Source organism: Clostridioides sp. GD02367, assembly GCF_045900275.1.
GTDB classification, from domain to species: Bacteria; Bacillota; Clostridia; order Peptostreptococcales; family Peptostreptococcaceae; genus Clostridioides; species Clostridioides difficile_A.
In genome coordinates, this window is the sequence record NZ_JBJODK010000009.1 from 1 (window position 1) to 25,217 (window position 25,217).

Genomic DNA, 25,217 nt, shown 5'->3' on the forward strand with positions numbered 1-25,217 from the left:
ATTTATTTCTTTTTCCTTTTTTCAAGGACAAGTAATACTATACCACCTTTAAAACAGTAGGTCAATACTTTTTTTATATTTTTTTATAAATTCTTTTCATATTCTTTTTTTAGCTTTTCTACTACTTTTTTCTCCAGTCTAGAAACAGTCATCTGAGATATCTCTAATTCCTTAGCTATACTAGATTGTGTTTTATCAAAGAAAAATCTATCTTTAAATATTTTTACTTCCAATTCATTCAAAGTTTTAATAAACTTATTAATAAAATCTTCATACTCTATACTTCCAAAATTACCTTCTTCTTTTCCTATCTTGTCAATAAGAGTTATATCTTTATCTTCTGAATCATCATTACTTGATGAATCTAAAGACATAGGTTGATACCCGTAAGAAGCTTCCATAGCCTCTAGAACATCTTCTTCACTAACTCCTATATAATCAGCTATATCTTTTACTTTCGGATGCTTTTTATTTTCTTGCTCCAATTTAATCTTTGCATCACTTATCTTTTTACTTAGTTCCTGTATTCTTCTTGGTACTCTAAGTGTCCATACTTTATCTCTAAAATATTTTTTTATTTCTCCTACTATAGTTGGTGTCGCGAAACTGGAGAATTCAAATCCTTTTTCAACATCATATCTATCAATAGCATAAATTAACGCTAATGAAGCAACTTGATATATATCTTCAAAATCAACACCCTTATTTATATACTTCTTAGCTAACAATCTTGCTAAATACAGATGCCTTTCAATAAGAATATTCCTAATATCTACATTTTTATTTTTATTATATAAATTAAATAGCTCTTTTGTATCCATATTTAGGTAATGTGTAGCATTAGCTACATTTTTCATTAAATATCAACTCCTAAATATTTAGTCATTTTTATTTTTGTTCCTTGATTGTGTTCCGATTCAATATCTACATCATCCATTAAAGTTCTAATTATAAATAGTCCAAGACCACTCTCTTTTGGATTCTCTAAATCTGGTGTACTTATTGAGCTAACATCGTATCCTTTTCCATTATCCTGAATTTCTATATTAATTGCATTGTCTAAGATATTAAATACTATATTGAACACATCATCTTTACTGTGCTTTATTGCGTTTGTACACGCTTCTGATACTGCTACCTTTATATCTTCTATATCATCTATTGGAAATCCCATTTTATTAGCAATTCCAGACGCTGTTAATCTTATTATACTAACATAATCCGGATTTGTAGTAATTTCCATCTTTATAGTCTCACAAGCCAAAGTCTATCCCTCCACTTTAAATATTTTATCTAGACCTGTTATAGTAAAAATCTTTCTGACATTACTCTTAGGATTTACTATGTATATCTCTTTTTCGTTTATTTTTAATTTTTTTAATACACCTATCATAGCTCCTAAACCTGTTGAATCTATATAATCTAAATCTTTAAGATTAATTTTTACATCTAACATATTTTTTTCTATCAAGTTATGCAAATGTTCCTTTAGTTTATCTGCTGTAGAAACATCAAGTTCTCCATCAAGACAAACATTCCAAAATTTATTTTGAGAATCTAAATTTGAATCTATATTCATAGACATGTAAAAACCTCCTATTTCCTCTTAATAATTTTAAATATATTTCCTATACTCATTATTTTGTTAATTACATAAACTATATCGTCTATTCCCTTTGATATTGATGACGCATTCTCAACAATATCCTGTATGTGTCTCTCATTATAATCTACAATTTTATAAGCCTTTTCAACAACCTTATTTAGACTATTTAGAGTTTTTGCTAAATAAATTGCTACTATAAGAGCAGAACTACCTACTAACACTGCTCCAATCTGCCACCCCCATGCATTCATTAGTTAACATCTCCCTCCTCATCAAAGCTTTTACTTATTACTATGTCTTCTTCAGAAATCTTTATATCTTCTTCATTATTATCATCATCTACTAAATTTATTATTCTCTCTTTGACATCATTAAATGTTTCATGTAGAACTTCTTTTGGATTTTCTTTCACATCATTAAACTTCTCTTTTGTTTCTTTTCTTAATTCAGAACCTTTTTTTGGTGCAAAAAACAGACCAAATACAAAACCTAAAATAGCTCCTATTAATAAAAATCCACCTTTTTTACAACTTTTTTTATTACACATAACAATTACTCCTTTCAATTTTAAATTTTTATCTAAGTACATTATACAAAAAGAATAGGATATTTATCCTATTCTTCTTCAATATTTATTTTGGCAATCGAAACTACATTGACCTCGTCATTAGTTTTCATTAATTTAACACCACTTGTAACCCTTCCAAATAGTGATATCTCATTAACTCTTATTCTAATAAGAACTCCATCAGAATTTATAATCATTATCTCATCATCTTCATTAACCATATCTGCACCTACAATTGTGCCAGTCTTTTCAGATATATTATAAGTTTTAATTCCTTTACCAGCTCTTATTTGGCTTCTGTATTCTTCTATATTTGTTCTTTTTCCAAAGCCATTTTTACTTACAACTAATACATCTGTACCTTTACTACAAAGGTTCATAGACACAACAAAATCGTCTTTACTTAAAGTTATACCTTTTACACCCATTGCTGTTCTACCCATATATCTTATATCATTTTCATCAAATCTTATAGACATACCATCTTTAGTGACTAAAAGTACTTCTTGTTTTCCATCTGTAAGTTCTACTCCAATAAGTTCATCATCATCTCTTAAACCTATAGCAATAAGACCAGATTTATTTATATTTCTAAACTCTTCTCTCTTAGTCTTTTTAACAATACCTTTTTTTGTTGTAAGTAGTAAATATTCATTTTCATCATTTCCATCTATAGGTATCAATGTAGCAATTTTTTCATCTGCTGATAATTGAAGTAAATTCACTATAGCAGTACCTTTAGCTTGTCTTTTACCTTCAGGTATTTCATATGCATTTAGTTTAAATACTCTACCTTTATTTGTAAAGAATAACAGTCTACTATGAGTAGTTGTAGTTATTAAGTGTCTTACAAAATCTTCTTCCCTAGTTGTAAGTGCTGAAATACCTCTTCCACCTCTTTTTTGACTCTTGTAAGTGTCTGATGGAAGTCTCTTTATATAACCAAAGTGAGTAAGAGTTATTGCTATTTCTTCATCGCTTATAAGGTCTCTCATATCTATTTCGCCTTCAGCATGTCTTATCTCAGTTCTTCTCTCATCAGCATAGTTCTCTTTTATTATTGTAATTTCGTCTTTTATTACATTTAAAAGTAATCTTTCATCAGCTAAAATTTCTTTTAATCTATTTATCTTCTTAATTAACTCTTCATATTCAGCTTCTATCTTATCTCTTTCTAGACCTGTAAGTCTTTGAAGTCTCATATCTAATATAGCTTGTGCTTGAATCTCAGTTAAATTAAATTTATCTATTAAACCTTGTTTAGCCTCTTGACCTGTTTTTGAAGCTCTTATCAAGCTTATAACTGCATCTATATTATCTAAAGCAATTTTTAATCCTTCTAAAATATGTGCTCTTGCCTCAGCTTTATTTAATTCAAATTTAGTTCTTCTTGTAACAACATCTTCTTGATGTTTAATATAATGATATAATATTTGCTTAAGATTTAAAACTCTTGGTTGTCCATCTACAAGTGCAAGCATTATTATACTAAAAGTATCTTCCATTTGAGAATGTTTATACAGATTATTTAATACTATATTAGCATTAGCATCTCTCTTTAATTCTATAACAATTCTCATACCATTTCTATTACTTTCATCTCTTAAATCTGATATACCTTCTATTCTTTTTTCTTTAACTAACTCAGCTATTCTCTCAACTAATTTAGCTTTATTTACTTGATAAGGTATCTCTGTAACTATTATTTGTTGTTTTCCCTTTGGAAGCTCTTCTATAAAAGCTCTAGACCTAACTTTAACTTTACCTCTCCCAGTTCTGTATGCTTCTGCTATACTCTCTTTTCCCATTATAATCGCAGCTGTAGGAAAATCTGGACCTTGCACAAATTTTATTAAATCATCTACACTACACTCTGGATTATCAATTAAATATATCGTTGCATCAATTACCTCAGCTAAATTATGTGGAGGTATTGAAGTTGCCATACCAACAGCTATACCATTAGAACCATTCACTAATAAATTAGGATATCTTGCTGGTAATACTGAAGGCTCTTTTAATGACTCATCAAAGTTTGGTTTAAAGTCTACAGTTTCTTTTTCTATATCTCTTAATAACTCTAATGATAATTTACTCATTTTGGCTTCTGTATAACGCATAGCTGCTGGTGAATCTCCATCAACAGAACCAAAGTTACCATGACCATCTACTAAAAGTGCTCTAGTTGAAAAATCTTGAGCCATTCTTACCATTGCATAATAAACAGCAGTATCTCCATGAGGATGGTACTTACCTAAAACGTCCCCAACAATACGGGCTGATTTTCTGTAAGGCTTATCTGGAGTTAAATTTAATTCACTCATTGAGTACAATATTCTTCTATGAACTGGTTTTAAACCATCTCTAACATCAGGAAGAGCACGTCCAGCTATAACACTCATAGAATAATCAATATATGATTTTTTCATTTCTTCCGCTATTTCAATAGGGAGTATTTTGTTTTTTTCTTCCATGTATACTAATCCCCTCTCTCTATATATCTAAGTTTCTAACAAATCTTGCATTTTCTTCTATAAATTCTTTTCTTGGAGCAACCTTATCACCCATAAGCATTGAAAATACTTCATCTGCTATTGCCGCATCCTCTACTGTTACTTGTAACAATGTTCTTGTATCAGGATTCATAGTTGTATCCCATAATTGCTCTGCATTCATCTCTCCAAGACCTTTGTATCTTTGAAGCTCCGCACCATTTCTTCCAATTTCATCTAATAAGATATTTAGTTCTTTATCTGAATAAACATAATGTTCCTTTTTTTGCTTTGTTACTTTATATAAAGGCGGTTGTGCTGCATAAACATAACCTTCATCTATAAGAGGTCTCATATATCTAAAGAAGAATGTTAATAATAAAGTTCTTATATGAGCTCCATCTACATCGGCATCGGTCATAATTATAATTTTATGGTATCTAGCTTTATCTATATCAAAATCTTCTCCAATACCACAACCATAAGCTGTTATCATATTTTTTATTTCATCTGAAGATAATATTCTATCTAGTCTTGATTTTTCAACATTAAGTATCTTCCCTCTTAATGGAAGTATAGCTTGGCTATTTCTATCTCTACCTTGTTTAGCTGAACCTCCTGCTGAATCCCCTTCGACTAAGAATATTTCACTTTTGGCAGGGTCCTTTTCTGCACAATCTGCAAGTTTTCCAGGTAAGGATGTACTTTCTAGTACACTTTTTCTTCTTGTTAACTCTCTTGCTTTTTTTGCAGCTTCTCTAGCTCTTTGTGCTCTTAAAGCCTTATCAACTATTATTCTAGCTGTTGCTGGGTTTTCTTCTAGGAAGGACCCAAGTTCATCAACTGTTACACTATCAACTAAACCTCTCATAAAACTATTACCTAGTTTTGTTTTAGTTTGACCTTCAAATTGAGGCTCTGGTAATTTAACTGATACCACTGCTGTAAGACCTTCTCTTATATCTTCACCAAGTAAGTTAACATCATTTTCTTTTAAAAATTTATTTCTCTTAGCATAATCATTTACCGTTTTAGTAAGAGCAGCTTTAAATCCACTTAAATGAGAACCACCTTCATGTGTATTTATATTATTTGCAAAGGAATATATGTTCTCTGTATAACCATCTGTATATTGCATAGCTAATTCGACAAAACAATCATCGACCTTTTTATCTATATAAACTATGTCATCATGTATACCAGTTCTAGATTTATTTAAATACTTAATATATTCCACCAAGCCACCTGTATAGTGAAATTCTTTTCTTTTCTCTTGACCTTCTCTTTTGTCTTCAAATACTATTTTTATACCTTTATTCAAAAAAGAAAGTTCTCTAAGTCTATACTCCAATGTTTCATATTTAAATTCTATTTCATCAAATATTGTCTCATCTGGCATGAACTGAATCATTGTTCCTTTATCTTGTGATTCTCCAACTACTTCAAGTTTAGATGTTGGTAATCCCTTTTCATATGTCTGCTTGTATACTTTTCCATTTAAATAAACCTCTGCTAGCATCCATTTTGACAGTGCATTAACTACAGAAACACCAACACCATGAAGACCTCCAGATACTTTGTATCCTCCGCCTCCAAACTTTCCTCCTGCATGAAGATTAGTTAATACTGTTTCTAAAGTTGATTTACCAGTCTTAGGATGTATTTCAACAGGTATACCTCTTCCATTATCCTTTACTAAAACACTGCCATCTTCATTGATAGATACATATATGTCTGAACAATATCCTTGCAAAGCCTCATCTATACTATTATCTACAACTTCATAAACTAAGTGATGTAAACCTCTAGGGCTTGTACTACCAATATACATACCTGGTCTTTTTCTAACGGCTTCTAATCCCTCTAATACTTGTATCTGACTTGCACCGTATTCTTGTTTCATTTAATTTCCTCCATTCTCTATGCTAATAACATCGCCATTTTCAATATTAAATATTGTAACATCTTTTTCATCAAATATTTTTTTATGTGAAACCTCAGCACTTGTTATAAACATTTGAACATTGCTTAAATTGTTTACTAAAAGTTTTTGTCGTGCTTCATCTAACTCACTAAAAACATCATCTAAAATTAATATTGGATATTCTTCAACTTCATTTTTTATTAATTCTATTTCTGATAGCTTTAATGATATTGAAGCTGTTCTTTGTTGACCTTGTGAACCAAAAAGTCTTGCATCTAAATCATTTATGAATATATTTAAGTCATCTTTGTGTATACCATATCTGGTAGTCTTAGATTCTATATCATTAGGTCTATTCGATGACAACTTGGCTAAAAATTTATTATATACTGTCTCTATAGTATCTTCATCAGTTATATTTATTTGATTCTTATATATAATTGACAATTTCTCAATTCCATTAGTCAAATTCATATGCATATTTTCAGATATATTAGCTATCTTTTTTACAAAATCTCTACGTAAAATATAAATATAACTTCCATACTTTGCTAATGTATCATCATATACATCTAATAAAGCCTCATCAACATGCATGCTTTTAAGCACTCTGCTTCTTTGAGAAAGTGTTTTATTATAATTGGTAAGATATTTATAATATTTAGGCATAATCTGACTAATCTCTTTATCTATAAATGTCCTTCTCTCTTTAGGTCCTTCTTTAACCAGTCTCAAATCTTCAGGAGAGAATATGACAACATTTAAGTTGCCAAGTAATTCCTGTATTTTTTGTAAAGGGACTTTATTTATTCGTATCCCCTTTTTATCTTTTCCAATAATTAGCTCTATTAGACTATATTTATTATATTTTGAAAAACTTCCTCCAATATATAAATTTTCACTATTAAATCTAACCATTTCTTTATCTTTGTTGGTTCTGAATGATTTACCAAAAGAGAGCATATAAATAGATTCTACTATATTTGTCTTTCCTTGACCATTTTTCCCAACAAGAAGATTTACTTTTCCATTAAATTCCAGATGCAACTTTTCATAATTTCTAAAATTAACAAGTTGCAAACTTTTAAGTTTCACAAAAAGTTCTCCTTTTTTACAATACTTTTATTTTAGTTCCTTCTATTTCAACTATATCTCCTGATTTTATCTTTTTTCCTCTTCTTAATTCTATTTCATCATTTACTGTCACTAAACCTTCTTGGATTAAAAATTTTGCATGGCCTCCTGTTGATGCAATCTCTGCTAATTTGAGAAATTGGTCCAACTTTATATATTCTGATTCTATAGTTATTTCAGTCATAATAGTTCCTCCTTGTCACTATTTTAGGTAAACCCCTATTGATACACTAAAAGTATATTATACCATAAATGTGCTTATAAAAGGAGTTGTCTAATATTAGAAAAATTTTTCTACAAAAGACAACTCCTTCATGTCTGCTATATATTTGATGATATTCTTACTGGAAGTAGTAAGTAAATATAATTAACATCATCTGTTGGTTTAATTATACAAGGATTTACATTTGTAGTAAATTCTATAAATATTTCTTCATTATCTATATTTTTTAAACCTTCAATAAAGTATCTAGAATTGAAAGCTATATCTAAATAATCTCCATCTAAATCTATTTCAACTTCTTCATATACATTTCCTTTTTCTGTATTAGAGGTAATTGCCATTACTTTATCTCTTATAGATAATTTTATAAGATTATTTTTTTCTGATTGAGATAATAAAGATGCCCTTTCTATACTATTTAAAAGTTCTTTAGTATTTAATTTAACTCTACTATTATGCTCTCTTGGTAATAATTTTTTATAATCGATAAAATCTCCTTCAAGCAATCTCGTAATAATTTTTGTATCATTAATTATAAAAATAGCATTTTTTTCATTAAATCCAACCTTAACATTATCTTCTCCAGAAAGTAAGCTATTTACATCTATAAGTGTCTTTCCTGGAATTATAACTTTTATATTTTCAGTTAAACTATCCACTGAACAACTTTTTACAGCCAATCTATATCCATCAATAGCGACTAAATTCAAATTTCTATCCACAATTTCTAAAAGTTCTCCCATTAAAATAGGTTTTGTTTGGTCCTGTGAAATAGCAAATACGGTTTGTTTAATCATATTTTTTAGAATTTCTTGAGGTATGCTATATAAATCTTCTTCGTTTAATTCTGGTAGCTTAGGAAATTCTTTAGCTGCATATCCTTTAATCTTGAATCTTGAATTTACACAATTTATGTAAATATTATTTTCTGAATCTGTTTCTATCTCAACAAACGAATCTGGTAATTTTCTAATTATATCTCCAAATAATCTTGCATCTACAACAACATCACCTTTTTCTATAATCTCTGCTTGTACATACGTTTCTATTCCTATCTCAGCATCATATCCAGTAAGTTTTAATTGACCTTCTTCTGTAGATATAAGTATACCCTTTAATAGTTCTATAGTTGTTTTTCCATTAATAGCTTTTTGAGCAATCCCAATTCTATTTGCTAGGATTTTTTGGTTACAAATTATTTTCAATGTGGATAACCTCCTTTGGTCTTTTATATAAAAAAATAAGTTAAAATCATAGTAGTAATAGTAGTAGGTGTTGTTGATAATGTTAATAAGTACTTATAACGTTATAAATACAAAGATATCAACATGTGTATAAAATGTTAATATCTTTGTTATTAGAGACTTAATTATTTGTTAATAATTTTTATTCAAAAAAAATATTAACAAGTTATCCAATAGATATAAACAGACAATTGTGTATAAATTATCCCTTTAAATCTGATATGATTTTCTCTATTTTAGTTTTAATTTCTTCGCTTTCTGCTATATCTTTAGATACCTTATCATGAGCATGAATTACTGTTGTGTGGTCTCTACCCCCAAACTCTTCTCCTATTTTAGGAAGGGATAAATCAGTAAGTTCGCGCGTTAAATACATAGCTATTTGTCTAGGATAAGCTATTGAGCGTGTTCTTTTTTTAGAATTAAAATCTTCCATTTTTATACTAAATACAGAAGATACTTTTTCTTTTATTCTAAGAACATTTATTTCTTCATTTTTAGATGTAGTTATAATATCTTTCAAAGCTTCTGTAGCAAGATCAAAAGATATCACTCTATTACTAAGAGAAGAATAGGCAACTACTCTAGTTAAGGCACCTTCTAGTTCTCTTATGTTTGACTTAATATTTTTTGCTATATATGACATAACTTCATTTGGTACTTCGATGCGTTCCAATTGAGCTTTTTTTCTAAGTATAGCAATTCTCGTTTCAAAGTCTGGTGCTTGAATATCAGTTATAAGTCCCATTTCAAATCTCGATCTTAGCCTATCTTCTAGTGTAGGTATATCTTTTGGTGGTCTATCACTAGATATAATTATTTGTTTATTTGCCTCATGAAGAGTATTAAACGTATGGAAGAACTCCTCTTGAGTTCTTTCTTTTCCCGCTATAAATTGAATATCATCAATTAATAATACATCTACATTTCTGTACTTATTTCTAAATTCTTCGTTTTTATCATCTTTTATAGAGTTTATAAGTTCATTAGTAAATTTTTCTGAAGAAACATAAACAACTTTTGAGTCTTTTTTTTGACTAACAATGTGATGCCCTATAGCGTGCATCAAGTGGGTTTTACCTAGCCCAACTCCTCCATACAAAAAAAGTGGATTGTAAGCCTTAGCAGGAGATTCAGCGACCGCAACACATGCAGCATGAGCAAATCTATTGCTATTACCAATAACGAACGTATCAAATGTGTATTTTGGATTTAGGTTAGGGTAAAGTACTCTATAATTTAAATCTGTACTATCAGAATTTAGGTCAGCAACCTCTTTTTCGCTCAATACAAATTTAATATTATATTTTTTTAATGACAGTTGATTTATGGCATCTTCAATTAAATGCAGATATCTGTTTTCTAAGATATCTTTATTAAAATCACTAGGAGCCAACAGTATTAAGTCATTAAGATGTATTTTTAATGGTACGATGTTTTTAAAAAAGGTATTAAAACTTACTGAAGTTAAGTCACCTTTTATTAATTGTAGGGTTTTGTCCCATAAAGAAACTATATCCATAATATAAACCTCCGAACAGAATAATTAATATTTTCCACAAAGTTATTAACAGAAAAGCAAAAACATATATAAATTTTACAGAATAACTAAATTTATGGATAATGGTGTTGATAAATTAATAATAGTATAAATTATTAAAAAAATATGAAAAGATATAAACAATATGTAGATAAAGTTATAAATAACATAAACATACAATAAATGGTGATTATAACTAGAGTATTGTCAGTAATCTTAAAAGTTATACACAAAAGTATCCACAAGCTGTGAATAATTTTTAATAAGTTGATAACATTTATGCACATTATCAACAAGTATATTTATAATATCAAAATATATGTCAAACTTCAATGATTTGTAACTAATTTATCCACAATATTAACTAATTGTTGATAAAAATATAAACATGTTAAAATTACTTTATTTGTGTATATAATTGAAAAAAATAATTTAGAATAAAATTAAATAGATTTTTACTAGTATTTTCAATAAAAAAAATACATAATATATATATGGTAGATTTTGTGATAGAAGCGTCCCAAAAACTCGTTGACAACAGTGGTAAAAGTATTTATAATTATATGTGTTATGTTTACTTTGAGGGTAAAGTTATTATTTTTATAAACGGAAAATGAAATCTGAAAGGCGGTGCAAAATAATGAGTAAAAGAACTTATCAACCAAAAAAGAGACAAAGAAGTAAAGAACATGGTTTCAGAAAAAGAATGAAGACGTCTAACGGAAGAAACGTGTTAAAGAGAAGAAGAGCTAAAGGAAGAAATAGATTAACTCATTAATTACAAAAGGGCCGCTGCAAAGGTGGCCTTTTTGTGTAAATAATTACAATTCATAGCTGTGTTTATGGAGGTTAACTATGGACTTTAATAGGACTAAAGGGTTAAAAAAGGACTCTGATTTTAGAAAAGTATATAAACACGGCAAATCTTTTGCAAACAAATATTTAGTAATATATATACTTAAAAATAAATCAGATTATAGTAGAGTGGGTATTTCTGTTTCGAAGAAAGTAGGAAAAGCCATCACTAGAAATAGAGTAAGAAGACTAATAAAAGAAGTCTACAGATTAAATATTGATGAAAAAATTAAGCCTGGATATGATATAGTATTTATAGCAAGAGTATCTAGTAAAGATGCTACTTTTAAAGACATAGACAAGTCTATAAAAAACTTAGTTAAAAGAACGGATATTTCTATTTAAATTGTATGCTATAAATATGGAGGTTCATAACTTTGAATAAAATAATTTATATATTAAAGGAAATAAGTAAGCATTTATCGAATTTATGTATTTATTTAGTGAGATTTTATCAAAAATATATATCTCCCTTAAAGGGACCTACCTGTAGATTTTATCCAACTTGCTCACAATATTCAATAGAGGCATTTAAGAAATATGGATTTGTAAAAGGTATGTATTTAACAGTAAGAAGAGTTTTAAAATGTCATCCTTTTCATCCAGGAGGTTACGATCCTCTAAAATAAAAGAGAGTAACTATTAGGAGGTATAAAAAAATTGAATATAATAGGAAATTTCTTAGGAATGATTCTTAAGGTAATATTTGAATTTGTTAACCACTATGGTATTTCTATAATACTTTTTACTATTCTTGTAAAGATTATTTTATTACCATTAACAGTTAAGCAGACTAAGTCAACAAAGGCAATGCAAGATATACAACCTCGTATAAAAGAGATACAAGAAAAATATAAAAATAAGCCAGAAAAACAAAATGAAGAAATTGTTAAGTTATATGGAGAGGCTAAAATTAATCCACTATCTGGTTGTTTACCTTTATTAATACAGTTTCCTATATTAATAGGATTATTTAGCGTTTTGAGAGAGCCAGTTGCTCATGGCGTTTTTGCAAATCAAGCTGCATTTTTAGCAGCTGATAATGGGTTTTTATGGATAAAAAGCTTAACAGCACCAGATTATGTACTAGCAGTATTTTCAGGAGCAAGTGCATATGTAATGCAAAAAGTAATGACTCCAAAAGATCAATTACAAGGCTCTATGAAAGTAATGACATATGTAATGGCAGGTATGTCTTTCTATTGGGGATTTATATTCCCAGCAGGACTTACATTGTACTGGACAGTAAGTAACTTATTCTCAATAGCTCAATATTACTTAATAATGAATCCTTTAAAAGCTAAACTGGCTGCTAACTCTAAGGAGGAAAAAGTTAATGAGAAAAAGCCTAAAATTAATAAAAAGTAAAAGCAAGGAAGAAGCTATAAGTAAAGCTATAGCAGAGTTAAATTTAAAAGCAGAGGATATAGAAGTTGAAATACTTGAAAATCCAAGCAAAGGGTTTTTAGGTCTTATAGGTGCTAAAGATGGTACTTATGAAATTTTTGTTATCGAGAGGGAACTAGATGTAGCTAAAAATTTTATAGAGGTAATGTTGAAAAATGCAAATATTGATGCCAAAGTCAATGTATCTCAAAAAGATAATTTAATCATGGTTGATATTGAAGGCAAAGAAGCTGCAAGTTTAATTGGTAGAAGAGGGGAAACTTTAGATTCTATTCAATTTTTAACTGGATTAGCTCTTAATAAAATAAATAAGGATTCTCATACAAGAGTACTTGTAGATATAGAAAACTATAGATCAAAAAGAGAAGAATCTTTAATAAGATATGCTAATAAAGTTGCTAGAGAAGTAGCGAAAACAAGAAAAACTAAAAAATTAGATTATATGAATCCGTATGAGAGAAGAATAATACATTCAGCTCTTCAAAACGACAAATATGTAATTACATATAGTGAAGGTACCGATCCATATAGAAGATTAGTAATTGAGTGTAAAAGATAAAATCAACCTCCTAAACATTAGGGGGTTTTATTTTTTAATATTATTACATTATTGTGATTAGCCAAAAGTAAATCTATATGTAAAAAATTATAAATTAAGAGGTGATAAATTTGTTTATAGATGATACAATTGCAGCAATAGCTACAGCACCTGGAGAAGGTGGTATAGGAATACTTAGAATAAGTGGAGAAAAATCCTTAAAGGTTGCAGAAGAAATCTTTAAGTCTATGTCAGGAAAAAGTATTAAAGAATATAATAAGAGAACATTAATATATGGAAATATAGTAGACGATGAAAATGTAATTGATGAAGTTTTATTGGCATATATGAAAGGTCCAAATTCATATACAGGAGAAGATGTAATAGAAATCAATTGTCATGGTGGATTTATATCAGTAAAGAAAATATTAGAATTAATATTATCAAAGGATATTAGGTTAGCAGAAGCTGGAGAGTTTACTAAAAGAGCGTTTTTAAATGGGAGAATAGATTTATCACAGGCAGAGGCAGTAATTGATGTTATAAAGGCTAAAACAGATATAGCTCATGAAGTTGCTCAAAACCAATTAGAAGGCTCTTTATCAAAAAGAATAAGGGAACTAAGAGATAAAGTCACTGAGATATTAGCCCATGTAGAAGTTGCTATAGATTATCCTGAGGAAGATATTGAACATATAACATATCAGACTCTTAAGGAAAAAACTGATGAACTTAAAAAGGAAATTAAAAAATTATATGATACAGCTGAAAGTGGAAAAATACTTAGAGAAGGTCTAAAAACAGTAATAGTCGGGAAACCAAATGTAGGTAAATCTTCATTACTTAACTCTATTTTAGGAGAGAATAGAGCCATAGTTACTGATATACCAGGAACTACTAGAGATGTTATAGAAGAGTTTGTAAATATAAAAGGAATACCTTTAAAAATTGTTGATACAGCAGGTATAAGAGATACAGATGATATAGTTGAAAAAATAGGTGTTGAAAAGTCTAAAGAATCATTTACTAGTGCAGATTTGATTATAATGGTTTTAGACGCATCTAGAAAGCTATCAGAAGAAGATATAGAGATATTAGAAAATCTTAGAGATAAGCAAACAATAGTACTATTAAATAAGAATGATTTAAAACAGGAAATTGAAGAAGAAAAAATACTTAAATATGTAGAAAATAATAGTATAATAAAAATATCAGCTTTACAGCAAGAAGGTATAGAAGAATTACAAGATAAAATAGAGTCTATGGTATATAAAGGTAGTGTTAAAAATAACTCTAGTTTAGTAGTAACAAATTCTAGACATAAAGATGCACTTAATAAAGCATATAAATCTGCTACAGATGCTTTAATTGCTTTAGAACAAAGCATGCCATTTGATTTTGTAGAAGTAGACTTAAAAAATATATGGGATTATCTTGGTTATATTAATGGAGATACAGTAACAGAGGATTTATTAGATAATATATTCCATAACTTCTGTATAGGTAAGTAAGGTGTAAAACAAATTTGATTTTTTGATTATAGAGGTTTTAAAAAATTATAGTGTTTCTCATGAAACATTAATTTAAAAGAAAGGAATTATAAATGATAAAGTTTGAAGCAGGAAAATATGATGTTATAGTAGTTGGGGCAGGACATGCTGGATGTGAAGCTGCCTTGGCTACTGCAAGAATGGGATATAAAACTTTGATAATAACAATGTCTTTAGACTCTATAGCATTGATGCCTTGTAATCCATCAATTGGTGGAACTGGTAAAGGTCAATTAGTTAAGGAAATAGATGCCTTAGGTGGTCAAATGGGATTAAATATAGACAAGACATATATACAAAGTAGAATGTTAAACACTGCCAAAGGACCAGCAGTGCACTCTTTAAGAGCTCAAGCAGATAAATTTAAATATCATGAAGAAATGAAAAAGACGTTAGAAAATGAACCAAACCTTGATATAACTATGGATGAAGTTGTGGAAATGTTACATGAAGGAAATGTTGTAACAGGAGTTGGAACTAAGCTAGGATGTTCATTTAAATCTAAAGTTGTAATACTAGCTACTGGAGTTTATTTAAATTCAAAAATATATATGGGTGAGGTTGCATTTTATGAAGGACCTAATGCATTAGGATATGCAAAATACCTTACAGATAGTTTAGTTGAATTGGGTCTGAGAATGAGAAGATTTAAGACAGGAACTCCAGCTAGAGTTCATAGAGATAGTATAGACTTTTCTGTGATGTCTTTACAGGAAGGTGATGAAAAAGTAACTCCTTTCTCATTTATGAATGAAAATATAGAAAAAGAACAAGAGCCTTGTTATTTAACAAGAACTACTGAAGAAACTCAGAGGGTTATATTGGAAAATTTAAAAAGGTCTGCTATGTATAGTGGAGTAATAGAAAGTACTGGGCCAAGATATTGTCCTTCTATAGAAGATAAAGTGGTGAGATTTAGTGATAAAACATCACATCAACTATTTATAGAACCAGAAGGTTTAAATACTAAAGAGATGTATATCCAAGGAATCTCAACTAGTTTGCCTTTTGAAGTGCAATTAGATATGTACAAGACGATAAAAGGACTTGAAAACTGTAAGATAATGAGACCTGCATATGCCATCGAATATGATTGTGTTGACCCAACACAACTAAAAATAAGTTTGGAAATAAAGGGAGTTGAGAACTTATTTAGTGCTGGACAATTTAATGGGACTTCTGGATATGAGGAGGCCGCAGCTCAAGGGCTTATGGCTGGCATCAATGCAGTTAGAAAGATAGAAGGAAAAGAACCTTTTGTATTAGACCGTTCAGAGGCATATATAGGTGTTTTATTGGATGACCTTGTGACTAAAGGGACTAATGAGCCTTATAGAATGATGACATCAAGAGCAGAATACAGATTGTATTTGAGACAAGATAATGCAGATATGAGACTAACTCAAAAAGGTTATGACATAGGATTAGTTAAAAAAGATAGATATGAAAGATTCATAAATAAAAAGACTGCTGTAGAGAAAGAATTTGAAAGATTAAAAAATGAAAGAGTTACACCAAAAGAAGTAAATAGCCTGTTGGAAGCAAAAGGAGCGACACCAATAAAGGTTGGAATTTCGTTATACGAGTTTTTAAAGAGACCAGAGGTTACTTATGAATTACTTGAAGAATTAGGAAAAGGCGCTGGCGAAGATGTTTCAAGGGAAGTCAAAGAACAATGTGTAATAATAACTAAATATGAAGGTTATATAGAAAAACAATTAAAACAAATAGATCAATTTAAGAAACTTGAAAATAAAAAGTTAGATGAGAAAATAAATTATGCATCTATAGAAGGACTTCGATTAGAAGCAAGACAGAAGTTGGATGATATAAAACCTATTTCAATAGGACAAGCTTCTCGTATATCTGGAGTTTCTCCAGCTGATATATCTGTTTTGCTTATATATCTAGAACAAGTTAGAAGAACTAGAGGTGGCAAAGGTGAATAACATAGAACTTCTGAAAAATGGGATTGAAGGTTTTAACATAATTATTAATGAGAGTATGCTAGAAAAATTTAAAAAATATAGAGAAATACTAGTTGATTGGAATCAAAAAATGAATCTTACTGGTATAGAAGATGAAAAAGAGGTATATGTGAAGCATTTTTTAGATTCTATTTCAGCTGTAAAAAATGGATATATAAAAAATGGTATGTCTATAATAGATGTTGGTACAGGTGCTGGGTTTCCTGGTCTACCATTAAAAATATGCTTAGATGATTTAGAGCTTACCTTATTAGATTCTTTAAATAAAAGAATAAACTTCTTAGAGGAAGTTAGTAGAGAACTAGAGCTAGCTAATATTAAATTTATACATGGAAGAGCTGAGGATTTTGGTAAAGATGAAAAGTATAGAGAAAAATATGATATTGCTACAGCGAGAGCTGTAGCTGGATTACCAATTCTTATGGAATTTTGTGTACCATTTGTAAAGGTTGGAGGATATTTCATTTGTCTAAAGGGACCAAATGCTAATTTAGAACTAGAAGAATCACAAAAAGCTATTGATATTTTGGGGCTAGAATTTGTTGAAAAAATAGATGTGGAATTGCCAGAAATAGATTTAAATCATAATATATTAGTTTTTAAAAAAATAAAAGAAACACCAGTTAAGTACCCTAGAAAGGCTGGGAAACCAGCTAAGAATCCTATTATATAGTTAAAAGATTATTATAGGTAAGCTTAATTATTTCTCAGGAAATAATTAAGCTTATCTTAAACAAAACAAAAATAAAGGAATTATTAAAGTGGATGCAGAAATAAATTTGTATGTACATATAGAGAACAAAAATATTTATATCTAAAATAAGAGAGGTATGTTATGGAAGATAAAAGAGTTATGGAGATACCTATAGAAGATGTAGTTCCAAATCCATACCAACCAAGAAAAATATTTTCACAAGTTTCATTGGAGGAATTGAGTAATTCTATAAAGGTATATGGTATAATTCAACCTATAACAGTTAGAGCAAAAGATGGTAAATATGAACTAATTGCTGGAGAAAGAAGATTAAGAGCAGCTAAATTGGCAGAACTTAAAACTGTACCAGCAATTATAAATAATATGAACGATGAATCTTCTGCTGTTCTAGCGTTATTAGAAAATTTGCAACGAGAAGACTTAAATTTCATTGAAGAAGCAATTGGTTATGAAAACTTAATAAAAGAACATGCTTTCACTCAACAGCAACTAGCAGAGAAATTGGGCAAAAATCAATCTACTGTAGCAAACAAGCTTAGAATATTAAAGCTTCCAAACAACATAAAAATGAAGCTGATAGAGAATAACTTAACAGAGAGACATGCTAGAGCATTCCTTAAACTACCAAGTGAAGATTTAATGCAAAATGTACTAGATAAAGTTATAAAGAATGAATTAACTGTTAAAAAAACAGAGAAATTGATACAAGAGATATTAGAAGAAACCAAAATTCAAGAAGAGCCTGATAAAAAACAGAATATAAAGGGTGCTATGAGTATAAGAATTTACATAAATACTATAAAGCAGGCCTTTGATGCTATATCAAATACAGGAATTGATGCTAAGTATAATGAAATAGATAAGGGAGATTACATGGAAGTCGTTGTAAAAATTCCTAAAAAATAGAGATTACTGCTTACCAGTAATCTTTTTTTGTAATATAAGCCTTGTAATATAAATTGATTTATAGACATTATTTGTAATTATAAAATCACCTAGTCAACATTTAAAATTAATTTAATTCTTAAAGGGGGGGAACATCATGGGCAAAGTTATAGCTGTATTCAATCAAAAGGGTGGAGTCGGAAAAACTACAACAAATGTAAATTTAAGTGCTAGTTTAGGAATCTTAGGAAAGAAAATATTAGTATTAGATTTGGACCCTCAAGGAAATACAACTAGTGGATATGGTATTAATAAAAATGAAGTAGAAAATACAATCTATGAAATTATGCTAGATGGGTTACATATTAAAGAAGCAATAATAAATACTGAGTTTGAAAATATCGATTTAGTTCCATCAGCTACTGAGTTATCAGGTGCAGAAATAGAACTTACTTCTAAAAGTAATAGAGAGTATATTTTAAGAAATTCCATAAAAGCAGTAGCAGATGAATATGATTATATATTTTTAGATTGTCCACCCTCACTTGGGATGCTTACAATAAATTGTCTAACTGCTGTAGATAGTGTCTTAATTCCTATACAATGTGAATATTATGCTTTAGAGGGAGTTAGTCAATTGATGGAGACTATAAAATTGGTAAAATCAAGATTAAATGCAGACATAGAGATTCAGGGTGTTGTTTTAAGTATGTTTGATGGGAGAGCTAATCTATCAATACAAGTAGTTGAAGAAGTCAAAAAATATTTTAAAGGAAGTGTATATACAACTCTAATTCCAAGAAATGTAAGGCTTGCAGAAGCTCCAAGTCATGGAAAACCTGTTATTTACTATGATAAAAGGTGTAGGGGCTCTATAGCTTATTTGGAACTAGCAGAAGAATTTATAGATTTAGAAGAGGAGGAATATTAGTATGGAGAATAAGTCTAAAAGAAGTAACAGATTGGGTAGAGGTCTTAGTGCATTGATACCAGAAATTAAAGGAGAAACTTCAGAAAAAGAGATAATCAACATCGATATAGACAAAATATATCCAAACGAAGTTCAGCCTAGAAAACAGTTTGATGAAGAAAAAATAAAAGTATTATCTGATTCTATAAAAAATTATGGCGTATTACAACCAATAGTAGTTAAGATGGATGAAAATGACAAATACATGATAATAGCGGGAGAAAGAAGATTTAGAGCATCAAAACTTGCAAATAAAAGTCAAATACCTGCTATAATTAAAGATATAGATATGAAAGACATAATGGAGATAGCTTTAATTGAAAATTTACAGAGAGAAGATTTAAACTCAATAGAAGAGGCCCTAGCATATAAAAGCTTAATAGAACATTATAATGTAACTCAAGAGGAAATATCAGAAGCTGTTGGTAAAAGCAGACCTCATATAACTAATACTCTAAGACTTTTAAATCTTGGACAAGATGTTATAGATATGATAGATAGTGGTAGAATTACAGCAGGGCATGGTAAGGCGTTGTTGAGAATTGTAGATAAGGATTTACAGCTACAAATAGCAAAAAAAGTAGAAGAAGAAGAGCTTTCTGTAAGAGAAGTCGAAAATATAGCTAAAAAAATATCTGAAAACAAAGAAGAAGTACCAAAAAAATCTAAGCCTAAGGATGTATTTATCTTAGATGTAGAAGATAAACTTAGAAATATATTTGGGACGAAGGTAAATATTTCTAAAGGAAAGAAAAAAGGTAAAATAGAGATAGAATACTACAATGATGATGATTTAAACAGTATTGTATCAATGCTTCTTGAATAAAACAAAACTATAAAACGGAGAGGAAGATTGTTATGATTTATTTAGATAATGCTGCAACTACATATCCAAAACCAGAAAGAGTGTATGATGCTGTTTTAGATTGTATGAAGAACTACTGTGCAAATCCAGGTAGAGCTGGACATAAGCTTGCTATGAGAGCTGCTAGGGAAATATATGATACAAGAGAGAATATAGCTAAGTTATTTAATGTGAGCAATCCTATGAATATAGTATTTACATCTAATGCTACAGATTCTTTAAATCTAGCAATAAAAGGTGTATTACAGGATGGTGACCATGTAATAACAACATCTATGGAGCATAATTCAGTAATAAGACCTATAAAAGCATTGGAAAAAAGAGGTATTGAAAATACTGTAGTAAAATGCGATTATGAAGGCTTTCTAGATTATGAAGAATTAGAGAAGTCAATAAAGGGAAACACTAAATTGATTGTAACGACACATGCATCTAATGTATGTGGTACTTTAATAGATATAAAGAAGGTTGGAGAAATAGCTAAAAAACATAATATATTATTTTTAGTAGATGCATCACAAACAGCAGGTGTCTATGATATAGATGTAAATGAATTTAATATAGACATGTTGGCAATGCCAGGTCATAAATGCTTATTTGGACCTCAAGGAACAGGTATACTATACGTAAGAGATGGTTTAAATCTAAATATATTAAAAGAAGGTGGAACAGGAAGTAAGTCAGAAGAAATGGTTCAACCAGAATTGTTCCCAGATAAATATGAGTCAGGGACTCATAATACTCCAGGTATAGCAGGTCTTAACCAAGGTGTATTATTTATATTTGAAAGAGGAATCAACAATATAAGACAACATGAAGAAGAATTATGTCAATATATGATAGACAAGTTAGAGGAAGTGCCAGATATAAAGATATATGGACCAAAAGATAGTAAAAAAAGAGCGTCTGTAATAGCTATAAATATAGGAAACATGGATTCTGGAGAGGTTACTTTTTTACTAGACAGTGATTATAATATAGCAACTAGATCAGGAATACATTGTTCTCCACTAGCACATACCACTTTAGGCACTTTAAAACAAGGTGCAGTAAGATTTAGCATAGGATATTTCAATACAAAAGATGAAATAGATAAAGCAGTAGAAGCTTTAAAGAAAATTTCAAAAAATAATAAGTAATATTAAGTATTATAGAATTAAAGAATATAAAAAATAGTGTAGATTATATAATCTACACTATTTTAGTATGCCTTAAATGTATCTTAAAGTGTGTCCTAAAAAATTACTTTAAGTAATCTCCTTCTTCAAGAACTATATGGCCACTTTCATAATTAGCACCATCAACAGTAAGTTTTATTTGTTCAACATTCATATTTTTTATGTAAGTACGAGCAACTGAATCAAGCATTAAAGTTTCTGCATCACTACCTAAGTTTGACTTTGTAAAATCAGAATTAACATCTAATATACCAGTTTTTACACCATCAATGTCTTTTGTAGTAAATGAGTTTAATTTTGCAGATTCTGGAACAACTTTAAGTTTTTGAAGCTCCTCAAATAAAGTATTTTCATCAACTTTGTTTAGGTCAACTTTGTTTTCTATTAAATCTGTCTGGTCTACATCGAAAGAGTAAATAATAGCTGATTGAGTTTTATTTTCCTCTTTTGGAGTAGAAGTAGCTTTTTTATTAGGAACCTCTTTCTCGGCATTATTTTCTTCTTTTGGTTGCTCAACATTTGTATTACTCTTAGTTTCTTTTTTAGGTGTATCATTCCCAACTTGAGCATTAGTACAACCAATTGCGAATATAGATATAGATAATATACTTAACACTAACATTATTTTCTTATTTTTCATAAAAATTTCTCCTCTCATAAAAACTATTCTTATATATAATTATAGTCGTTATGAGCAAATATATGAATACAAAATAGTAACAAATTTAAAAAATGATTTATTTAAATTAATTAAATCCAAAATAAACTAAATTTTAGTCATTTTTATGGGAAATCATTTAATGTACACAGAAAATATTGTAAAATAAAAGTAGTGTTTTTAAAATAAATATAATTTATAATTATATTATAAAAAAATGTCTTCAAAAGGTGGGAATAGTATGGAAATTTTGAGCTTAGGAGAAAAGATTAAAAAATTAAGAAAAGAAAAAAACATGACATTAAAAGAATTAGCTGGAGATAGGATAACAGCAGCACAAATAAGCCATATAGAGAGAGATAAATCTCATACTAGTTATGAACTGTTGGAATATCTAGGCGATAAGTTAGATGTAAGTGTAGAGTATTTATTAGAAACCAAAGAAATGCAGTCAAAAAAGATAACTGATAATTTAATACTACAGAGCGAAATCTACATAAAAGAAAATGAGTTAAACAAGGCTGAGGACCAAATAAAAGAAGTTTTAAATATATGTAAGAGATACGATTTAATGGAGAACTATGGCAGATGTAATTTTTTAATGGCTAATATTAACCTAAAAAAATCTGATTATAATGATGCTATAGAAAACTTTGAAAAGGCATTATACTTCTTTATAAAAAATAGTGATAGTGAAAATATACTTAAGTGCTATTTAAATATAGGAAAGATATACATGCAAGAAGACTTTTATAAAGGTGCTATAAGCCACTTTAATTTTGCAGAAGAAATTTTGTCAGAGAGTAAATTTGAGGATGTTAATATATACAAGGAACTATATAGTAAGATGGCATATTGTTACATAAAATTAGATAATCCAAATATGTCATTGAAGTACATAGATAAGATAAATGAAATAGACAATAGAAATGATAGAAAAGAAGATGTCGATATTTTGGTGTTAAAAGCAAATAACATGCTTGAGATAGGAAAATATGAGGAATCAAAAGATTATTTTAAAAAAGCATTAAAGATACTTGAAAATGAAGATAATAAAACTGGATTAGCAAATGTATATTTAACAATTTGTGATGTTTACAGAAAAATAGGTGAAACAGATAGAGTACTTGAATATTCACAAAAGGTATATGACATAAAGAAAAATGATGAAGATGAATATATGATGTCAGGATTATTCAAGATAATAGAAGCATATATAGATAAAGAAGATTATGATTTAGCTAGAAAATATTGTAAGATAGCCTTAGCTTCATCAATAAAAAATAAAAATAAGTTCAATGAATATAGAGCATTAAAATTCTACTCTAATATGTATAAGAATCAAAATGAGATTACCCTTGCAATTGAGTATTTAATCAAATGTATAAAAATAGTATCAGACCTAGGAAATAGTAGAATATTGGCTAATTTATATATAGACTTAGGTCAATTATATTCAAGTATCTCAAAAGAAAAAGAGTTAGAATATTATCAAAAAGGTGTATTTATGTATAAAAATCTAGAAATAATGTAAGAAAAATAAACCTATAAGGTTATAGAAACAATCTATAACAAGCAAGATAACATCTATGATAAAATATAAATTGTATGAATATTTTTAAGGAGATGAATCAAACAATGAGTATAAAAATAGATGCTAGAGGACTTGCTTGTCCTAAACCAGTTATAAATACAAAAAAGGAATTAGATAAAATAGAAGAAGGTATTGTAGTTACAACAGTTGACAATGAAACAGCTAAAGAAAATGTATTAAAACTTGCTAAATCTTTAAATTGTGAGGCAAGTATTGTTGACGAAAAAGAAAATTTTATATCTATAGAAATTATAAAAGGTCAAAATATCTTAGATAAACAAGATATTGTAGACAAGGAAGAATGTAAACTAGAAGATACATGTATATTTATATCTTCAGACAAAATGGGGCTTGGAAATGATGAATTAGGGAAAGTATTAATAAAAGGATTTATATATACTTTAACTGAATCTAAGCCTTATCCTAAATATGTACTTTTAGTTAATGGAGGAGTAACACTAAGTGCTGAAAATGAAGAAACTATAGAAAATTTAAAAATACTTGAAAATGAAGGCGTAGAAGTCTTATCTTGTGGTACTTGTTTAGACTACTACAATTTAAAAGACAAACTACAAGTAGGTTCAGTTACAAATATGTATACTATAGTTGAAACATTAAAGAATGCATCAAATACTATTTCTATATAATGTACGTTTGTTTAATAATATAAAAACTAATAATAATGATTAATTTAAAGAAAAACAGATAGTCAGAAAGGATTAAGCAATGAATCAGATGTATATAGTGTCATTTAATTCGACACATCATGCAATAAGATCAGAAAAGTTATTTGGTGAAAATGGTCTAAAGGTAATGGCTCTTCCAACACCAAGAGAAATAACAGCAAGTTGTGGGATATCAATTAAATTTTCTTTTGAAGACATGGAAAATATAAAAACAATTTTAACTGAAAATAATGTAGATATAAAAGGAATTTATTGTATAAGTAAATTAGAAGATGGTTCGAAAGAAGCAGAGAAGCTAGATTAGGAGGCTAATTATTTATGCCAATGGATTTAAAAATAGGAGACATTGTCGAATTAAAAAAACAACACGCATGTGGATGTAAAGAATTCGAAATTATAAGAACTGGAATGGATATAAAGATAAAATGTACCAAATGTTCAAGGTTAATAATGCTTGATAGAGAGACCTTAGAAAAGAGAGTAAAAAAGCTAATAAAAGAATGATATAAAATTAACATTTAAAAAATGTCAAATACCGTATATTAATATCCGAAATTTTGGTATAATAGAAAATGAAGAAAACATTTTCATGGGGGT

The 25,217-nt window shown here is 28.7% G+C and carries 28 protein-coding genes; 16 read left to right on the forward strand and 12 right to left on the reverse strand.

What is annotated here, in order from left to right; genetic code table 11:
- Nucleotides 1-83 precede the first annotated feature (83 nt).
- From Q3223_RS12715 to dnaA, 11 genes are all read right to left on the reverse strand, one after another.
- Nucleotides 84-857, reverse strand: coding sequence for a SigB/SigF/SigG family RNA polymerase sigma factor (locus Q3223_RS12715; RefSeq protein WP_021386626.1), 774 nt, complete (start codon nucleotides 855-857; stop codon nucleotides 84-86).
- The gene (locus Q3223_RS12720) at nucleotides 857-1,264 is read right to left on the reverse strand and encodes an ATP-binding protein (protein WP_021386612.1); all 408 of its coding nucleotides are present in this window, start codon (nucleotides 1,262-1,264) and stop codon (nucleotides 857-859) included. Before Q3223_RS12720 ends, Q3223_RS12715 begins: the two co-directional genes overlap by 1 nt.
- Nucleotides 1,265-1,267: 3 nt before the next feature.
- On the reverse strand, nucleotides 1,268-1,585 hold the full coding sequence (locus Q3223_RS12725) for an STAS domain-containing protein (RefSeq protein WP_054268631.1): 318 nt from the start codon (nucleotides 1,583-1,585) through the stop codon (nucleotides 1,268-1,270).
- Nucleotides 1,586-1,596: 11 nt separating this feature from the next.
- Complete coding sequence (locus Q3223_RS12730; protein ID WP_021386594.1) at nucleotides 1,597-1,857, reverse strand: hypothetical protein; 261 nt, start codon at nucleotides 1,855-1,857, stop codon at nucleotides 1,597-1,599.
- On the reverse strand, nucleotides 1,857-2,153 hold the full coding sequence (locus tag Q3223_RS12735; protein WP_054268630.1) for a YtxH domain-containing protein: 297 nt from the start codon (nucleotides 2,151-2,153) through the stop codon (nucleotides 1,857-1,859). The genes Q3223_RS12730 and Q3223_RS12735 overlap by 1 nt, the downstream gene beginning before the upstream one ends.
- 68 nt (nucleotides 2,154-2,221) lie before the next feature.
- Nucleotides 2,222-4,648, reverse strand: coding sequence for a DNA gyrase subunit A (gene gyrA / locus Q3223_RS12740; protein WP_054268629.1), 2,427 nt, complete (start codon nucleotides 4,646-4,648; stop codon nucleotides 2,222-2,224).
- A 19-nt stretch (nucleotides 4,649-4,667) separates the two neighbouring features.
- The gene (gyrB, locus tag Q3223_RS12745; RefSeq protein ID WP_054268628.1) at nucleotides 4,668-6,569 is read right to left on the reverse strand and encodes a DNA topoisomerase (ATP-hydrolyzing) subunit B; all 1,902 of its coding nucleotides are present in this window, start codon (nucleotides 6,567-6,569) and stop codon (nucleotides 4,668-4,670) included.
- Nucleotides 6,570-7,685, reverse strand: a complete 1,116-nt coding sequence (gene recF / locus Q3223_RS12750; RefSeq protein ID WP_407812070.1) for a DNA replication/repair protein RecF — start codon at nucleotides 7,683-7,685, stop codon at nucleotides 6,570-6,572.
- Nucleotides 7,686-7,701: 16 nt separating this feature from the next.
- Nucleotides 7,702-7,908 carry a S4 domain-containing protein YaaA gene (gene yaaA, locus Q3223_RS12755; RefSeq protein ID WP_003420479.1) on the reverse strand — a complete coding sequence of 69 codons (207 nt, stop codon included), beginning with the start codon at nucleotides 7,906-7,908 and terminating at the stop codon, nucleotides 7,702-7,704.
- Between the two features lie 137 nt (nucleotides 7,909-8,045).
- On the reverse strand, nucleotides 8,046-9,152 hold the full coding sequence (gene dnaN / locus Q3223_RS12760; protein ID WP_021408963.1) for a DNA polymerase III subunit beta: 1,107 nt from the start codon (nucleotides 9,150-9,152) through the stop codon (nucleotides 8,046-8,048).
- 241 nt (nucleotides 9,153-9,393) lie between these two features.
- A complete protein-coding gene (dnaA, locus tag Q3223_RS12765) occupies nucleotides 9,394-10,713 on the reverse strand; it encodes a chromosomal replication initiator protein DnaA (RefSeq protein WP_054268626.1) in 1,320 nt (439 codons plus the stop codon).
- A gap of 658 nt (nucleotides 10,714-11,371) precedes the next feature.
- Here dnaA and rpmH point away from each other — a divergent pair.
- The 12 genes from rpmH to Q3223_RS12825 all read left to right on the forward strand — a co-directional run bounded on the left by rpmH (nucleotide 11,372) and on the right by Q3223_RS12825 (nucleotide 21,643).
- Nucleotides 11,372-11,509, forward strand: a complete 138-nt coding sequence (gene rpmH, locus Q3223_RS12770) for a 50S ribosomal protein L34 (protein WP_003420485.1) — start codon at nucleotides 11,372-11,374, stop codon at nucleotides 11,507-11,509.
- Nucleotides 11,510-11,586: 77 nt separating this feature from the next.
- Nucleotides 11,587-11,931 (forward strand): ribonuclease P protein component, encoded by a 345-nt coding sequence (rnpA, locus tag Q3223_RS12775; RefSeq protein ID WP_003420486.1) that lies wholly within the window; start codon nucleotides 11,587-11,589, stop codon nucleotides 11,929-11,931.
- 32 nt (nucleotides 11,932-11,963) lie between these two features.
- A complete protein-coding gene (yidD, locus tag Q3223_RS12780; RefSeq protein ID WP_021386578.1) occupies nucleotides 11,964-12,215 on the forward strand; it encodes a membrane protein insertion efficiency factor YidD in 252 nt (83 codons plus the stop codon).
- A gap of 31 nt (nucleotides 12,216-12,246) precedes the next feature.
- Nucleotides 12,247-12,954: a YidC/Oxa1 family membrane protein insertase gene (locus Q3223_RS12785; RefSeq protein ID WP_021386599.1), complete on the forward strand. Its 708-nt coding sequence runs from the start codon at nucleotides 12,247-12,249 to the stop codon at nucleotides 12,952-12,954.
- Nucleotides 12,923-13,552 (forward strand): RNA-binding cell elongation regulator Jag/EloR, encoded by a 630-nt coding sequence (jag, locus tag Q3223_RS12790; RefSeq protein WP_407812072.1) that lies wholly within the window; start codon nucleotides 12,923-12,925, stop codon nucleotides 13,550-13,552. Before Q3223_RS12785 ends, jag begins: the two co-directional genes overlap by 32 nt.
- A gap of 110 nt (nucleotides 13,553-13,662) precedes the next feature.
- The gene (gene mnmE / locus Q3223_RS12795) at nucleotides 13,663-15,042 is read left to right on the forward strand and encodes a tRNA uridine-5-carboxymethylaminomethyl(34) synthesis GTPase MnmE (RefSeq protein ID WP_054272091.1); all 1,380 of its coding nucleotides are present in this window, start codon (nucleotides 13,663-13,665) and stop codon (nucleotides 15,040-15,042) included.
- A gap of 92 nt (nucleotides 15,043-15,134) precedes the next feature.
- Nucleotides 15,135-17,030, forward strand: a complete 1,896-nt coding sequence (gene mnmG / locus Q3223_RS12800; RefSeq protein ID WP_407812073.1) for a tRNA uridine-5-carboxymethylaminomethyl(34) synthesis enzyme MnmG — start codon at nucleotides 15,135-15,137, stop codon at nucleotides 17,028-17,030.
- Nucleotides 17,023-17,742 (forward strand): 16S rRNA (guanine(527)-N(7))-methyltransferase RsmG, encoded by a 720-nt coding sequence (gene rsmG, locus Q3223_RS12805; RefSeq protein ID WP_407812074.1) that lies wholly within the window; start codon nucleotides 17,023-17,025, stop codon nucleotides 17,740-17,742. Before mnmG ends, rsmG begins: the two co-directional genes overlap by 8 nt.
- A 162-nt stretch (nucleotides 17,743-17,904) precedes the next feature.
- Entirely contained in the window at nucleotides 17,905-18,690 is a 786-nt protein-coding gene (gene noc, locus Q3223_RS12810) for a nucleoid occlusion protein (RefSeq protein WP_054272088.1), read from the forward strand.
- A gap of 136 nt (nucleotides 18,691-18,826) precedes the next feature.
- Entirely contained in the window at nucleotides 18,827-19,600 is a 774-nt protein-coding gene (locus Q3223_RS12815) for a ParA family protein (RefSeq protein WP_054272087.1), read from the forward strand.
- 1 nt (nucleotide 19,601) lies between these two features.
- Nucleotides 19,602-20,465 (forward strand): ParB/RepB/Spo0J family partition protein, encoded by an 864-nt coding sequence (locus Q3223_RS12820; protein ID WP_054272086.1) that lies wholly within the window; start codon nucleotides 19,602-19,604, stop codon nucleotides 20,463-20,465.
- Nucleotides 20,466-20,497: 32 nt separating this feature from the next.
- The gene (locus Q3223_RS12825) at nucleotides 20,498-21,643 is read left to right on the forward strand and encodes an aminotransferase class V-fold PLP-dependent enzyme (protein WP_054272085.1); all 1,146 of its coding nucleotides are present in this window, start codon (nucleotides 20,498-20,500) and stop codon (nucleotides 21,641-21,643) included.
- A 103-nt stretch (nucleotides 21,644-21,746) separates the two neighbouring features.
- Here Q3223_RS12825 and Q3223_RS12830 read toward each other — a convergent pair whose 3' ends face one another.
- Nucleotides 21,747-22,322, reverse strand: coding sequence for a GerMN domain-containing protein (locus tag Q3223_RS12830; protein WP_167640168.1), 576 nt, complete (start codon nucleotides 22,320-22,322; stop codon nucleotides 21,747-21,749).
- A 259-nt stretch (nucleotides 22,323-22,581) separates the two neighbouring features.
- Here Q3223_RS12830 and rstA point away from each other — a divergent pair, with 259 nt between their 5' ends.
- From rstA to Q3223_RS12850, 4 genes are all read left to right on the forward strand, one after another.
- Nucleotides 22,582-23,874: a toxin production/motility transcriptional repressor RstA gene (rstA, locus tag Q3223_RS12835; protein WP_054272083.1), complete on the forward strand. Its 1,293-nt coding sequence runs from the start codon at nucleotides 22,582-22,584 to the stop codon at nucleotides 23,872-23,874.
- 104 nt (nucleotides 23,875-23,978) lie between these two features.
- Nucleotides 23,979-24,581, forward strand: coding sequence for a sulfurtransferase-like selenium metabolism protein YedF (yedF, locus tag Q3223_RS12840; protein ID WP_054272082.1), 603 nt, complete (start codon nucleotides 23,979-23,981; stop codon nucleotides 24,579-24,581).
- A gap of 79 nt (nucleotides 24,582-24,660) precedes the next feature.
- Entirely contained in the window at nucleotides 24,661-24,924 is a 264-nt protein-coding gene (locus Q3223_RS12845; protein WP_054272081.1) for a DUF3343 domain-containing protein, read from the forward strand.
- A 14-nt stretch (nucleotides 24,925-24,938) separates the two neighbouring features.
- Nucleotides 24,939-25,124, forward strand: a complete 186-nt coding sequence (locus tag Q3223_RS12850; RefSeq protein ID WP_021386561.1) for a DUF951 domain-containing protein — start codon at nucleotides 24,939-24,941, stop codon at nucleotides 25,122-25,124.
- Nucleotides 25,125-25,217 lie beyond the last annotated feature (93 nt).